This window comes from Sphingomonas populi, from assembly GCF_004208535.1.
GTDB classification, from domain to species: Bacteria; Pseudomonadota; Alphaproteobacteria; order Sphingomonadales; family Sphingomonadaceae; genus Sphingomonas; species Sphingomonas populi.
Genome location: NZ_SGIS01000026.1, coordinates 16,151 through 31,239, shown reverse-complemented (window position 1 = coordinate 31,239; position 15,089 = coordinate 16,151). Strand labels below are relative to the sequence as shown.

The 15,089-nt window shown below is 62.2% G+C and carries 12 protein-coding genes; 6 read left to right on the top strand and 6 right to left on the bottom strand.

The window, feature by feature from the left end:
* The first annotated feature begins 28 nt into the window (after positions 1-28).
* The 4 genes from EWE75_RS16100 to EWE75_RS16085 all read left to right on the top strand — a co-directional run bounded on the left by EWE75_RS16100 (position 29) and on the right by EWE75_RS16085 (position 3,617).
* Positions 29-745, top strand: coding sequence for a SapC family protein (locus EWE75_RS16100; protein WP_130159122.1), 717 nt, complete (start codon positions 29-31; stop codon positions 743-745).
* Positions 732-1,784: a cupin-like domain-containing protein gene (locus tag EWE75_RS16095; protein ID WP_427915791.1), complete on the top strand. Its 1,053-nt coding sequence runs from the start codon at positions 732-734 to the stop codon at positions 1,782-1,784. The genes EWE75_RS16100 and EWE75_RS16095 overlap by 14 nt, the downstream gene beginning before the upstream one ends.
* 82 nt (positions 1,785-1,866) lie before the next feature.
* Positions 1,867-2,115 carry a family 1 glycosylhydrolase gene (locus tag EWE75_RS26165; protein WP_130159121.1) on the top strand — a complete coding sequence of 83 codons (249 nt, stop codon included), beginning with the start codon at positions 1,867-1,869 and terminating at the stop codon, positions 2,113-2,115.
* Positions 2,112-3,617, top strand: a complete 1,506-nt coding sequence (locus tag EWE75_RS16085) for a tryptophan halogenase family protein (protein ID WP_130159120.1) — start codon at positions 2,112-2,114, stop codon at positions 3,615-3,617. Before EWE75_RS26165 ends, EWE75_RS16085 begins: the two co-directional genes overlap by 4 nt.
* Before the next feature lie 92 nt (positions 3,618-3,709).
* Here EWE75_RS16085 and EWE75_RS16080 read toward each other — a convergent pair whose 3' ends face one another.
* The 6 genes from EWE75_RS16080 to EWE75_RS16055 all read right to left on the bottom strand — a co-directional run bounded on the left by EWE75_RS16080 (position 3,710) and on the right by EWE75_RS16055 (position 12,052).
* Positions 3,710-4,768, bottom strand: a complete 1,059-nt coding sequence (locus EWE75_RS16080) for a LacI family DNA-binding transcriptional regulator (RefSeq protein ID WP_130159119.1) — start codon at positions 4,766-4,768, stop codon at positions 3,710-3,712.
* A 171-nt stretch (positions 4,769-4,939) separates the two neighbouring features.
* Complete coding sequence (locus tag EWE75_RS16075; protein ID WP_165388415.1) at positions 4,940-6,382, bottom strand: sulfatase family protein; 1,443 nt, start codon at positions 6,380-6,382, stop codon at positions 4,940-4,942.
* A gap of 260 nt (positions 6,383-6,642) precedes the next feature.
* Positions 6,643-7,563 (bottom strand): formylglycine-generating enzyme family protein, encoded by a 921-nt coding sequence (locus tag EWE75_RS16070; protein ID WP_130159156.1) that lies wholly within the window; start codon positions 7,561-7,563, stop codon positions 6,643-6,645.
* A 121-nt stretch (positions 7,564-7,684) separates the two neighbouring features.
* On the bottom strand, positions 7,685-9,187 hold the full coding sequence (locus EWE75_RS16065) for a sulfatase family protein (protein ID WP_130159117.1): 1,503 nt from the start codon (positions 9,185-9,187) through the stop codon (positions 7,685-7,687).
* A 52-nt stretch (positions 9,188-9,239) separates the two neighbouring features.
* Positions 9,240-10,937, bottom strand: a complete 1,698-nt coding sequence (locus tag EWE75_RS16060; RefSeq protein WP_231708397.1) for a glycoside hydrolase family 3 protein — start codon at positions 10,935-10,937, stop codon at positions 9,240-9,242.
* Positions 10,938-11,056: 119 nt separating this feature from the next.
* Positions 11,057-12,052, bottom strand: coding sequence for a LacI family DNA-binding transcriptional regulator (locus EWE75_RS16055; RefSeq protein WP_206364791.1), 996 nt, complete (start codon positions 12,050-12,052; stop codon positions 11,057-11,059).
* Between EWE75_RS16055 and EWE75_RS16050 the strand changes: the two genes are divergently transcribed.
* Together EWE75_RS16050 and EWE75_RS16045 are read left to right on the top strand one after the other, a co-directional pair.
* On the top strand, positions 12,033-13,733 hold the full coding sequence (locus EWE75_RS16050) for a sulfatase family protein (RefSeq protein ID WP_231708396.1): 1,701 nt from the start codon (positions 12,033-12,035) through the stop codon (positions 13,731-13,733). The two genes, EWE75_RS16055 and EWE75_RS16050, sit on opposite strands and share 20 nt — an antisense overlap.
* 5 nt (positions 13,734-13,738) lie before the next feature.
* Complete coding sequence (locus EWE75_RS16045) at positions 13,739-15,076, top strand: spinster family MFS transporter (RefSeq protein WP_231708395.1); 1,338 nt, start codon at positions 13,739-13,741, stop codon at positions 15,074-15,076.
* Positions 15,077-15,089 lie beyond the last annotated feature (13 nt).

Below are 15,089 nucleotides of genomic sequence, written 5' to 3'. Positions count from 1 at the left end.
AAACTTTGAAACACGCGTGGATAGCAGAATGACCAATCGTGTTTTGCTTAACAATGTCGATCATGCAGCGCTGACGATCATGCCGCAGTTCGGCGACGCATTCGGCCATCGGACGAATTCGGTCCGCGTCTTCCCGACCGAATATACCGAAGTGGCGCGCGAATATCCGATCCTTTTCCGCAGGGATGAAGAGACCAATCAGATGTTCGCGCTCGTGCTGCTCGGGCTCGATCGCGATGAGAACCTGTTTCTCAGCGGGGAAGGCTGGAATGCGCGCTACATCCCGGCGGTTTATGCACGCGGACCGTTCTCGATTGGCGTCCAGCCCGAGAGCGACGGACGGCCAGCCGATGCCTTGATCCATGTCGATCTGGATGATCCGCGCGTTGGCAGCGGCGGGTATCCGGTGTTCCTGCCTAAGGGTGGTAACGCGCCTATCCTTGAGCGCGTCTCGGACGTACTCCGCACCATCACGACGGGGATCGAAATCGAGCCCGCTATGTTTGCGGCGTTCACGGCCGAGAACCTCATCCAACCGGTGCAGTTGAAGATCGAAATTGACGCCACGCGCCGATACGATCTCGTCGGTTTCCTGACGATCGACGCCACGGCACTCGCTTCGCTCGATGGCGAAGCGCTGGGTCGTCTCCACCGCGCGGGTTTCCTTGGCCCGGCGTTCGCCGTTGCCGCGTCGCTCGGCAATATCAACGCGCTGATCGAGATGAAGAACCGTGCGGGCGCCTGATGCTGACGCCGCAGTAACGCTGGACCGCGTACCCGAGATCACTGGCATCGACTCGGACGCGATCCCGTTTGAACACATCGTGGCGGAAAACCGGCCCGTCGTGCTGAAAGGCGTCGTGCGAGACTGGCCGTTGACCCGAGCAGGCGCGCGTGGACCCGGCGCGGCGATTACGTATCTGCTTGGCTTCTATGCCGGCGCGCCGGTCGCGGGGTACACTGCTGCGCCGGAACTCGGAGGTCGGTATTTTTATGACGACAGCGCCACGCATCTGAACTTCGCACGAGAGCGCGTACAACTGGATGAATATTTGAACCGCGTGCTCGCGCACCTCGATGATCCGGGCGCGCCGAGCTTCTATGTCGGCTCGACCGACCTCGACACCTATCTGCCTGGGTTCCGCGGCGAGAACGATTTGGCCCTCGACCCTTTGACCCGTGCCGGGCAATACCCGTTGGTCAGCATCTGGCTCGGCAACCGAACGGTTGCCACGGCGCATTACGACCAATCGAACAACATCGCCTGCTGCCTCGTCGGGCGGCGGCGCTTCACGCTGTTCCCGCCCTCGCAAGTGAGCAACCTCTACCCCGGCCCCCTCGAGCCGACCCCGGGCGGTCAGGTGCTGAGCATGGTCGATTTCCGTGCGCCCGATCTGGCGCGCTTCCCCCGTTTCGCCGATGCGCTCGCGGTTGCGCAGGTTGCCGAATTGGAGCCCGGCGACGCGCTGTTCTATCCGGCGTTGTGGTGGCACCATGTCGAAGCGCTCGATGCGTTCAACGCCATGGTCAACTATTGGTGGAACGATGCGCCAGCGCATGCGGATTCACCGATGACGACACTGCTTCACGCCATGCTGTCGCTCCGCGAACGCCCGCTCGTCGAGAAGCAGGCCTGGCGTGAGATTTTCGATCATTACATATTTGGTCCCGCAGACCGACCGATCGCACACTTGCCCGAGCCGGCTCGCGGCGCACTTGCGCCTCTGGATGAGACGGCGGCGCGCCGGCTTCGCGCGCAGGTGCTGCAACGCCTGAACCGTTAAAGACAGATCGCGACCCGTTCGGCTGCGTTGGATTGACAAGGTTGTCATAGACATCGCGTCATCGAGGTTGGGGAGAGATACTATGGATCGCCGTAAAGTCATCGCGTCCGGGTGTGTTACGGGTGGCAGGTTTTCGCACACGCCCAATCGCGTCGCCAATGGCGATACCGGCGACATCGCTTACGACAGCTATCACCGCTATCGCGAGGACGTCGGGATGCGGCAGCAACCGGGCGTGAACGGGCCGATGGCGACACCAGGCGCTTCGGGCTGCACCATGTCGATGTCGCAACGCGCTGGTTTAAAGCTGAAATGGAAAATGGTGGCATGAGCGATATTCCCCATAATCACCGCGTGAAGCGGGTCGTCGTCGCCGGCGGCGGCACTGCTGGCTGGGTGACGGCGACCGCCCTCGTGCGTCACCTCGGCGCGTTGATCGATGTGACCTTGGTCGAATCCGACGAGATCTCGACCGTCGGCGTCGGCGAATCCACCGTACCGACCTTTCGTAGCTTCCACGAATTTATGGGCATCAACGAGCCGCGCTTCATGGCCGCGACGCAGGCTACGTTCAAACTCGGTATCGAGTTCAAAAATTGGGCCCGGATCGGAGACCGTTACATCCATCCGTTCGGTACGGTCGGCAAGACGGTGAGCTGGATGGCGGATTTTCACCACTTCTGGCTACATGCCCGCGCCAACGGCTATGGCGGCGAACTCGGTGAATATTGCTTGGAGTGGGTCGCGGGCGAGGCCAATCGCATGTCGCACAAGGTCGCGCCGGGGATTGGTTATGCCTATCATGTCGATGCGACGCGATATGCGCGGTTTTTACGCGGTCTTGCCGAACCCGCAGGGGTCAAGCGGATCGAGGGAAAGATCCGCAACGTCGAGATCGATCCGTCGACTGGCGATATCGCGGCACTCGTGCTCGAATCGGAAGAGCGGATAGAAGGTGACCTCTTCATCGACTGCACCGGCTTCCGCTCGCTGCTGTTGGGCCAGGCGCTCGGCGTGGAGTTCGAAGACTGGAGCCAGTGGGTCACTACCAACAGCGCGGTCGCGGTCCAATCGGTCTCTGCGCCAACGTCCCAACCTTATACGTCGGCGATCGCGCACGAGGCGGGGTGGCGCTGGAAGATTCCGCTACAACATCGCGACGGTAACGGCTTGGTGTTCTGCAGCGAATTCATGTCCGACGACGAAGCGCGCGCGAAATTGCTTGCCGAAATCGAGGGCGAGCCGACGGTCGAGCCGTGGTTGCTGCGTTTCAAGACGGGGATGCGGGTGAAAACCTGGCACCGCAATTGCGTCGGCCTGGGGCTCGCCAACGGCTTTATTGAGCCGCTGGAATCGACCAGTATTCATCTGATGATGGCGGGCGTGACGCGGCTTATCCAGGATTTTCCGTTCATGGGGTGCCACGACGGGCTGACCAACCATTTCAACGAAAAGTCGCGACGCGAATTCGAGTGTATCCGTGACTTCATCATCCTGCATTATCATGTCACCGAACGCGACGATTCACCGTTCTGGCGGCGGTGCAGAGATATGGATATTCCCGATTCGCTTGCCGAACGCCTCCGGCTGTGGCGCGAGGACGCGCGCGCGTATCAGCTTCCCTACGACCTCTTCCGTGTCGACAGTTGGACGACCGTGCTGACAGGGCAGCGGCTTTGGCCGGCGGGCTATCATGCGATCGCGGAAAGCATGGCGCCGGGCGAACTCCGCAAGGCACTCGACCGCATGCGCAGTGAAGTGGCCGCCAAAGCGCTCACGATGCCGACGCATCCCGAATTTCTCAGGAGCTACTGCCCGGCCGATTTGCTCTAGCGCCCGGGCGCGGCCGGTGGAGCTCAGCCCTGCGCGGGTGTCGCTCGGCATGGTCGCCGACGATGTGCTGGCATGCCGGGCATGAGCGCGGTTCAGCAGTTGCGCGGCGGCGCGTCAGATTGGCGGCGGATCAGCGCATAGCCAATCTGGACGTGCGGTTCGGCAATGTCGCCGCGGGTTGCGCTCTTGTCGAGGCGGAGTGCCTCGACGAGCAGCTCGACCGCCCTTCGTGCCATGTCGGTGACGGGCTGGCGGATCGTGGTTAGCTCGGGCCAGATCGTCGCCGCGAGCGCCGAATCGTCGAAGCCGACCACGGTGAGATCGCGCGGCACGTCGAGATCGCGGCGGTGCGCGACCGCGATCGCGGCCGCCGCCATATCGTCGTTCGCCGCGAAGATCGCGCTCGGCGGTTCGGGCAGATCGAGCAGCCGCTCGGTCGCGTCGAGTCCCGAGCGATAGGTGAACAGCCCGTCGGCAATCAGCGCTTCGCTGGCGGGCAAACCCAGATCGGCGAGTGCGGCGCGATACCCTTCGAGCCGGTCGGCGCTCGCGGTCTGGTTGGGCGCGCCAGTGATGAAGCCGATCCGGCGATGCCCGAGGTCGCCGAGATGCCGCGTCATGTCATAAGCTGCATGGCGATCGTCGATGCTGACCGACAGCGCCCAGCCCGGCGCACGCCCGGTCGAGATTGCCATCACCGGAATGCCGCGCTCATGCAGCGCCTCGAGCATCAGCGCAGAATCGCATAAGGGCGGTGGCAGGATGATCCCGTCGATCCGCCCGCGCGTAAGATGCTCGATCGCCGCGATCTCGGTGCCGGGCTCGCATTTTTCGATGACGATCTGGACCGCCTGGCGGCTTGCCTGGTCGAGGCAGCCGACGAGGAATTCGCTGAAATAGAAGAAGCTCGGATTGGTGTGGAGCACGCCGATCCGCATGTCCTCGCCCCCCGCCAGCATCCGTGCTGCGGTATTGGGGGCGTAGTTGAGAGCGGCGATTGCCGCCTCGACGCGGTCGCGCGTCCCCGGGCGGATGCCGCCCTTGTCGTTGATGACGCGCGATACCGTCATGGGGGAGACCCCCGCGTGTGCCGCCACGTCTTTGATGGTGGGGACATTGTGCTGGCGGCGTGAACTACGGGATTCCTTCATTCGGGTCCTTTCGGCATCGAAACTCCTCAATTCGGCATAAGGATCGCCGGATGTTCCTCTCAGGATGTTTGGGGCCGATCGCCCACACCCCGTTCAACACCATAATTCCGAGGGATCGCAACCGAACCGATCTACGGCTCGAAACGCTGGCCCTTTACGGCATCCAGACCCCTATTCGTTGCCGCCCGGATGATAATCACACCCGGCGATGATGGACGATTGCGCAGGCTTTATGGAAGGGTGGCCGGCGCACCAGGGGAAGCGTGTTGGATCTAGCGCACCGTCGTGAATTGATGCCAGCACGTTCTGGAATTGCTTTTTCCGTCTCGCGGCTTCGGCTTTTAGCGTGACGCCCTTAACCTCGGTCTCGACGCCCGAGAGAGGATTCATCGAAACAAATTTTCCATCGCCGTAAAGTTTCCAGTGCGCGTCAAAGACGAAGCGCGCCGGTTCGAACAGCCAGGCAGGAGAGTAATGTTCGAAAATCCAGTCGCGCCCAGTTGTTCTCTGACCCAACATAACCGGCAACTGGCTAACGCCATCCGTTGACTTCGGATCGAGAGGAGCGCCCGCGATCTCCGCAAAGGTGGGGAGTATGTCTTCAAACCCGACAAGAGCCTGTGAAACAGTATCTGCGGGTATCCGTCCTGGCGCCCAGGCGACCATCGGAACGTGAGTGCCATTGATTGTCGGCGACCCTTTGCCGCCGTGTATCGAATAGCCATTTCGCGTCGTAGTGATTTGGCGGTTCGTACCGTTATCACCGGTGAAAATCACAACTGTGTTCTTGTCGAGGCCGTCTTTATGCAACGCCTCCATGACGGCGCCGACTTCCTTATCCATATAGCTGACCATGCCAGCGAAGCGCGCTTTGGGCCCCTGTGCTGTCATGCTGTCGGGCGTTGGCACGAAAGGACTGTGCACAAGCACCATCGAATAATACAGAAAGAACGGGCGATCTTTGTTTTTGTGAATGAAGTCGATTGCGTAATCGACATCTCGGTCGGGGCCAAATCCCTCTTCGCTGATTGTCGTCATGTTCGGCGAAACGCGCGTCGGTCCCCAATACCGCGATCCTTTGGCATCGAGCGCCTTGAGTTGCCAAAGAGAGTAATCATCGAAGCCAGCCTGCTCGGGCGTAATACCAACACGCCCGTCGAAGCCATTGCCCATTAATTGCCATTTGCCCACCATGCCGGTGGCATAGCCTGCATTGTGCAATACGTTTGCGAAAGTCCGTTGACCCGGAGCGAGGTAGCCGAAAGCCTGATAATTGTGCCGGTTGTCTAACCCAGTCATCAGTCTCACACGAGAGGGCGAGCAGAGCGGCATCGCATGTGCATTTTCGAACCGCATTCCCTCGCGGGCCAACCGATCGACGTTGGGCGTAAAATACTCCCCGCCGTAAGCGTTGATACCCTCGACGCCGAAATCATCGGCGAGGATCATGATGATATTGGGAGGCCGCTGCGACGGCGCTGCCGGGACGGGCGGCGCGATTGTCTGCCGTGCCGTTGCGGGCAGCGGCACCGCGACGTTCAGCAGGGCTGCCGCTCCCATAAGTAAAGAACGGCAGAATATTCGCAACCGTCGAGGCGATGTTGGCGCAAGCATAGACATCCTCTATAGTGTAGTTTAGCGCAATTAATTCTGGAGTTCGTAAATATCGCGCCAGAACGCCCTTGTTTAAACATCACGTCTATCGGAGTTGCCCTCCGCTGAAATCCGTTACCCCAGATATCTAATGTAAAACTTGCGACGTCAGTTTCTTGAAGTGATTGCATATGCGACAGCGTCTCTGCGCGTTGCAGAAGCCGGTCCCCAGCATGGCGCAAGACGCAATGCCGAGATCGTCGCGTTGTCCGACCGTTCCATTACCCATTTGGCACGCGAACGATGCACCGGAACCCGACATGGCTGGTGCTGGTGTCAATCGGTTCGGGGTGCCGCGCCGCCGGGCGATAGCGCTGGCAATAATTGGGCGCGCAAAGATGCGACCCACCCTTGAGCACCTTGCGCGGGATGCGTGCGGGCGAGCCGGCCTCGAAGCTGTCGTGCTTGCGCGCGCCGCGCGGATTGGCGGGGATGCAGCAACTGCCCTTCGCCTTGCGCTCGCTCTTGTGCGGGGCATACCAGTCGCTCGTCCATTCCCAGACGTTGCCGATCATGTCGTACAGCCCAAAGCCGTTCGGGTCGAAGCTACGCACCGGCGAGGTACGTTCCCAGCCATCGGGCAGCAGGTTCTGGAACGGGAACAGTCCGTGCCAGGTATTGGCCATCAGCTTGCCGCCGGGCGACAGTTCGTCACCCCAGGCGAATTCCACGCCCGCCAGCCCGCCGCGCGCCGCGCATTCCCACTCGGCTTCGGTTGGCAGCGCCTTGCCGAGCCAGGCCGCGTAAGCCTCTGCGTCGCTGTAGGCGATATGGACGACCGGGTGATCCTCGAGTCCGTCGATCGAACTGTCGGGGCCGGCGGGGTGGCGCCAGTCGGCGCCGAATTCGAAGCGCCACCATTGCGACGGATCGCTGGTATCGACCGGGTGCGGCGTCTTGTGGAACACCGCCGATCCGGCGCGTGCCATCTCGATCGGCATTCCGGGATAGTCGCGGGGATCGGGCGCGATCTCGGCAAAGGTCACATGCCCGGTCGCCGCGACGAAGCGCGCGAACTGCGCGTTCGTAACCGGCGTCTCGTCGATCAGATAGGGATCGACACGAACGCGCCGCGCGGGGGCCTCCTCGGGATAGAAGTGATCGGATCCCATGACGAACACGCCCCCGGCGATCGCCCGCATGCCGGCGGTATCCACCGCGCGGTCGCGTGCTTCGCTACGGGTCCTGGCGAAACGGCTGTGCTGCAACGGTGCGATCCTCTCGAGCGACGCCGCGCTGCGGCGACCGGCTTATGCATAAGCGTCAGTAGACGCTGGCGTCCTTTAAATTGGTCGGCGCCGGGTCATAGACGGCTTTCTGATGCGCCGGCCGGCTCGCGCTCCAGCGATACGAATCCCGCGTTTCGCGGCGCAGCGCGACGAGACGCGCCTGCAACTGCTTGGTCAGCGCCTCCTGCCCCGGTTTGCCATAGAGATTGTGGTCCTCGCTCGGATCGGCCTGCAAATCGTACAGCTCATATTCCTCGGGCTCGAGGAAATAATGGATGTATTTGTAACGCTCGGTGCGGACGCCGCGATGCGGGCGAACGTCCTCGAACCCCGGATATTCGAAATATTCGTACAGCCAGTCCTTGCGCCAATCGGCGACTTTGCGGCCTTGCGCCAGTGGCATCATGCTGCGCCCCTGCATCGTCGCCGGCGCGCGGAGCCCGGCGATCTCGAGCAGGGTCTGCGCGGCATCGACGTTGAGCACCATCTCCTCGCGCACGGTTCCGGCGCGGATCATCCGCGGGTAGCGGATCATCATCGGAATGCGGATCGACGGCTCGTACATCAGCCGCTTGTCGTAGAAGGTGTGCTCGCCGAGGAAAAATCCGTGATCGGAACTGAGCATGATCGCGGTGTCGTCGAGCGCGTTGCGCTTTTCGAGCGCGCCCATCACCCGCCCGACATCCTCGTCGTTCGACTGGACCCCGGCATAGTGGTTTTTGACCAGCTCCTCGAGCGTGCGCGGATCGTCGGTGAATACGGCGGTGGTGCCGATCCGGTTCTGCGCCTGCGCCACTGCGCGCGGCTTGCCGGCGTAGCCGGTCAGATCCTCGTCGAAATTGTGCGGGATGGGTATCGGCACGCCGTTGAAATCGTTGAGCATCCGGCGCGGCCGATAGAAAGGCGCATGCGGCGCGTAGAACCACAAGAGCAGGCAGAACGGCTTGTCGCCGCTACGCTCGTTGACCCATTCGACCGCCTTGTCGGTCAGCAGATCATCGACATAGCCGTCATAGGTCTTTTCAGGCGCATAGCTGCCGTTGCGCCCCTCGACGATGCGGGGGTGGAGATAGTCCGCCTGGCCCTTGAAGCCGAAATAATAATCCCAGTCATGGTCCATCAACGCGCCACCGACATGGCTCTTGCCGATGAACGCGGTTTCATAGCCTGCCGCGCGCAATTCGTCGGTGAACAGGCGGTAGTCGCCGGGAATGCGATTGGCGTCGTTGGTGACCGCTCCTGTGGTGTGCGAATAGGCACCCGAGAGGAACGTCGCGCGCGATGGCAGGCACAGTGCGTTGGTGCAGAAGGCGTTGCGGAACCACGCCCCCTCGCGCGCGATCCGGTCCATGTTGGGGGTCTTGAGCAGCGGATGACCGGCAAATCCGAATTCATCGTATCGAAGCCCCTCGCCCAGGAACATGACGATGTTCGGCTTGCGGTTCGCGCCCGTGCGACCGGCCGCCATCGCGCCGCCCGCCACCGCCGTTGCCAATCCGCCGAGCACTGCCCGTCGCGTCGCCGAAAAGTCTTTCATCGCCGCCCCGCTCGTTTCGCTTCGGTATCGCTGTTGCGGGAAACCCGTTGCGTCACCACCGCAACTGTTCCTGCCCGCAGAACGGATCGACCGGACTTCGACCGGTGAACGGAGCCTCGCCAACAAGGCGTTTGACCAGTTCACGCTGGTTGATGGCTAGCGAGCAATAGGCGTTGACATAGGTTTCCATGTTCGGCGCGTCGTAAAGATAATATGGCTGGCCAAACGAGACGAGGAGCGTTGGAATCTCTCGATTGAACTGCATCATCGCCTTGCGCGACCCGCCGTGGAGCTTCGAGAAATCGAGATGGATCTGGCCAAGACTGGGCGTGGCTTCCTGCCCAACCGCGTAGATGAGCAGGTCGGTGTCGTCCCGCGTTGGCGGCGCATCGGCGTCGAAGGCGCGGACTTCGAAACCGCGCGCGCGCAGTTCCTGTTCTAAGGGTTCGAAACTGCGCGGTGGCGCGCCGGAGACGAAGCTCCAACCCGGGTCTGCAAGGATCACTACGCGGCGGTGACGACCCAGGTCGAGCGGCAGCAGCGCGGCCGTGTCCTTGACGAGGGTAAGTCCCTCTCCTGCCGCCCGGGTCGCTACGCCGGTTGCGGTATCGGTCTGCAGCATCGCGCGCACTTCGTCGGTTGGTCGCACCCGCTCGGAAGGCGAACGCCGGTGCAGGCCGAGCCGTGCCTTGAGCGACAACATCCGTGTCACCGCTTCGTCGAGCCGGGTTTCGGACAGCCGCCCCTCGCGTACGCCCTTCAGCATCAACGCCATGTCGCTGGCCGGATCACGGCTGAACAAGAACACGTCGCAGCCATTCTGGATCACTGCGGGCACCGCCTCCGCACGGTCCATCCAACTCGTCAGCCCGCCCATCACCGTAGCATCGGAGACGATCAAGCCGCGAAATCCGAGCTGATCGCGCAGCAAACGCTGATTGAGCAAATGGGACACCGAAGCCGGCGCGAACGCCTCGCGTCCCGCGTCGGGGAGCAGGGATCGCACGAACCCCGGCAACGCGATGTGCGCTGACATGATCGTCATCACACCGTCATCGATCAGCGTGCGAAAGATCCGCCCAAAGCTCTGCTCCCACTCGATCGGGCCGAGTGGATTGACCGAGGTGACCAGATGCTGGTCACGGTCATCGATCCCATCGCCAGGCCAGTGTTTAGCCGTCGCCGCAATGCCGTGCTGCTGCAGGGTACGAACGTAGGCGCGCGCGTGACTGAGCACTCGGTCAGCGTCAGCGCCGAAGGAGCGGGTGCCTACAATCGCGCTGCGGAACGCCCGATTAAGATCAACCACCGGGGCGAAGGACCAATTATAGCCAAGCGCAACGCTTTCCCGCGCAATGACCGCCGCGACCGCTTCGGTAAGGGCCAGATCGTCGCACGCGGCGAGACCAAGCTGGTTTGGGACGGGCGTCGTGAATTGATAGCTGATCGCGCCGCCTTCGATGTCGCCGGTGATGATCGGGGGCACCTCAGAGCTTTCCAACGCTATCCGCGTTTGGGTGAGCGCTGCATCGAGGTCGCCCGTTGGAAAACGATGGATGCCGCCCGGTCGCACGGCAAGCAATTCGGCGGTCTCGGCCGCGCTGTCTTCCCGGCTCGACAAGACGAAAAGCTGCGCGATGCGTGCCTCGGTGTCGAGCGAATTGCGGGTACGCTCAACCCAGTCGCGGTCTTCTGGCGCAAGGGCGAGCGGATCGGCAGATCCGTGCAACAGGTCCGTCATTGCGGTCATTTTCCTCCCCGACGCAAGGCTCAGGAAGACGCTTACACGCTCATGCGTCGCCATCGCCGTGTAGCGCTATACCGCACTAAACGGCGCTGGCAATACCCGCCTTCCGTCAAATCCAGGGTTCATCGGACCGGGGCGATACGCCGCGAACGTGCCGCGCTCGGTGCGGCCACCGAACCGCGGTGAACCAGTTGATGCGGAAGGTAGATAGGGTCAAGCGACCGGATCGATGGCGCGCGCAGACGTTCGATCAGTTCGATCGTCGCGCGTTCGGCGATCGCTGATCCCGACTGGCGCACCGTGGTGAGTGTGGGCCAGATTTTGATGGCGATCGGGCTATCGTCGAAACCCACCACGGACAGATCCTCCGGGACACGGAACCCCATGCGGTGCGCGACTGACACCACGGCGGCAGCCATGTCGTCCGTACTGGCGAAAATCGCTGATGGGCGGTCGGTTCGGTTCAGCAAGATCGCCGCTGCAGCCAATCCCGACTCGAACGTCATTGTGCCATCGACGACCAGGGTCGGGTCGATCACGATACCGGCGGCGGCCAGTGCATCACTATAGCCTTCATAACGGCTTGCACGCACAAGGTGCTCGGGCGACGCGCGAATGAAGGCAATGCGCCGATGACCCATCGCAAGCAGATGGTCCGTCATCTCGCGCGCTGCGGCAACGTTGTCGATCATCACCGACGGTACTCCGACAACCTCGGCGCCGGGCGCCATCGCCATCAGCGGGACGTCAAAAGCGTCCCGGCCCAGCTCGTCGAGCATTTCGCAAACAGGCGCACCGAGGAGGATGCCGTTCGCACCGCTGCGGATCAGCGCTTTTAGCTCATTCCTGATGATGTCGAGGTCCAATGTCTCGTACGGACGGATCAGTAACTGTGCGCCCTTGCGCGTCGTACCCGACAAGGCTCCGACCAGGAGCGCGCTGAGAAAAGCGTTTTCGATATTATGGTATAGAAAACCCACGCGGATCGACGCGGCGCTGGCGAGTGCCTGCGCAGCGAAATTGGGAACGTAACCCAGTTCGTCGATCGCCTTCATCACCGCGGCTCGCGTGGATTCGAGGACCCGCTTGCGATTGTTGATGATGTTCGAAACCGTCATTGGAGACACCCCGGCGCGTTCGGCCACCATTCCCATGGTAATTGCCTGGCTGGACCGGCGGGACGATCGCCCCTCACTCATAATACTTTCTCTCCCACCACCATACCGTGCGGCGTCGCCGAACGCTTTACAAGCCGCTAAAACGTTCGAGAAAAGATGCACGCTGCTGTGTGTCGATCGCGAACGCAGCCGACAACCGCAACCGCGTCCGTTCGTAAAGGCCAGGCGAATATTGACACGACTGGCACATTGCGAGAATAGCGCTACACCGACGATCGATCGGAAAGGGAGCGGCATGTCTGAAGCAAAGTTTTCGCGAGGTTGGCTGCGCCGCGACGTTGTGAGCGCCGCGCTTGGCACTGCCGCCTTGGGGATCTCGTCGGCTGCGGCGTCCAAGCCTCGTCGCCCTTCCAATATTGTTCTCATTGTCTGCGATGACCTGGGCTACGGCGACATCGGCGCGACGGGTGGCCGCACCATACGGACACCGAATATCGATCGGCTGGCTGGCGAAGGAACCGTTTTCACGGATTATTATGCTGCAGCGAACCTCTGCACACCGTCCCGCGCGGGGCTCTTAACTGGCCGCTACCCAGTGCGCACCGGCCTTGGCTACCAAGTCATTCTGGTCGATGACGATCGTGGGCTGCCGCAATCGGAAGTGACGATCGCCGAGGCACTGAAGCCCGCAGGCTATGTTTCGGGGTTGTTCGGCAAATGGCATCTCGGGCATCGCGGCCCTGCCTGGCCCCCAACCAATCATGGCTTCGACCGGTTTTTCGGAATTCCGTACAGCCACGATATGACGCCGCTCAGTCTCTTCTCGGTCGATGCCGGCGGGCCGATACGCTCTGAACCAGCCGACCTGCCGCAGCTTCAGCAGCGCTTTTATGCGGAGGCAGAGCGGTTTATCACTGCCAACGCCGCCAAGCCCTTTTTCGTTGAACTCGCGCTGAGCGCCCCGCATCTTCCCGAGCATCCCCATGCCCCGTTCAGCGGCACGTCCCCGGCGGGCGATTATGGCGATGTGGTCGGTGAGATCGACTCTATCGTTGGCCGCCTGCTCGATCGCCTGAAACAGCTCGGTCTCGACCGCGACACGATGGTGCTGTTCACGTCGGACAATGGCCCATGGTTCGAGGGCTCCGCCGGCGGGCTCCGCCAGCGCAAGGGCGGCGGCGGCTATGACGGTGGCTACCGCGTTCCGCTGATCGTCCGCCAGCCTGGGGTCGTGCCAGCCAATCACCGTAGCAACACCATGACGATGGCAATCGACTTCCTGCCAACCTTCTGCGCGATGGCGGGCGTGGCGCCGCCAGCGGGCGTCACTCTGGACGGCCGCGACATTATGCCCGTGTTGCGCGGCGCGACGATGGTGTCGCCACACGACGAGCTGGTCCTGTTCGACAACGAGGAACCTGTGGCGATCCGTACCCAGCGCTGGAAATTCGTAGCTTCTGATTATTATCGAGGGCGGCGCTTTCCGACCGACCCGCTGTACCCGCAGCTCTACGATGTCGCCGCCGATCCGAGCGAGAGCTACAGCCTAGCCTCACGCTATCCCGAGGTGCTCGCTGACATGCGCTCGCGGCTGCAACGGGCGAAGGCAACCTTTGCGCCGTTTAAGTCCAAGACGATCCCGCCGGTGTTTGCCCGCTCCGCCGCTATGCATCAGGATTAAGCGACGTGGAACAGAGCCAGCCTGGGCCATCGATCGAACCCACCGCATGGCCCTCTGCCCGGGCGGCCTGGAGCGTCGCTGGATTATTGTTTTTGGCCAATACGATGGCGTTCGTCGACCGCCAGGCGCTGGCCTTGCTCGTGCAGCCGATCAAACGCGACCTGCACGTCAGCGACACCGCGATGAGCATGCTTTACGGTCTGAGTTTCACGCTGTTCTACGTGCTGGTCGGTATTCCCATCGCGCGCCTCGCGGATCGCTCCAATCGCCGCACGATCATCGCCGCCTCCGTGTTCGTTTGGAGCATCGCCACCGCAACCTGTGGCATGGCGCGCTCCTATGGGGCCTTGTTCGCGGCGCGCGTCGGCGTTGGTGCGGGCGAGGCAGGTCTGTCGCCTGCCGCCTATTCGCTGCTTGCCGATTATTTTCCGCGCGAAAAGCTCCCCACGGCGATGGGCGTCTATGTGATGGGCACATATGTCGGCGGAGCGTTGGCGTTGATCATCGGGGGGCTGCTCTCAACCGTTGTCCCGCCTAGCGCGATGGTCGTCGTGCCGCTCGTGGGCGCCGTGAAGGGATGGCAGTTGGTGTTTTTGGCGCTCGGCGTTCCAGGCGTGCTTCTTGCCGCAGCCATGCGCCTGATCAAGGAACCTGCGCGGCGCGGCAGCCCATTGGAAACCCGCGTGGCACCGCTATCGGCGTTCTTCGCACATGTCGGCCTGCGGAAGCGCGCGTATCTTGGCATCGGCCTCGGCTTCGCGCTGATGATATTCGTCGGTAACGGCACGGGCGCTTGGATCCCGGCATTCTTCGAGCGTCGCTTCGGCTGGAGTACGGCAGACATCGGGCATCGCTATGGGCTGATCGTCTTCTTCTGCGGCACTGCCGGCGCGCTGGCTGGCGGCGTGGCGGCAAGCTGGTTGCAGCGCCGCAGCGTCAAGCATGGAAATCTGGTGGCGGCGATATTTGGCTTCTCCGCGCTGATACCGGTGACCATCGCCTTCCCGCTCGTCGGCAATCCGTATGTAGCGCTCGCGCTGATCGGAGCGATGAACTTCTTCGCAGGCTTCAATTTCGGGGGCGGCCTCGCCAGTTTGCAGGATCTGACGCCGAACCGGATGCGCGCATTGTTGTCGGCGGGCTACATGCTGACGGTGAACCTCATCGGGGGCGTGCTTGGTCCGATGGCCGTCGCGCTGATAACCGACCACGTCTTCCATGATCCAGCCAAGCTACATCTCGCGATCGCGATGTCTTGCGCTGTGGCCTCGCCACTCGCGCTGATCTGCCTGCTGATTGGCGTTCGTGGTGTGCGTGCGACTGAGACACTCGGGGACGCGTAAGGTCTCGATACAA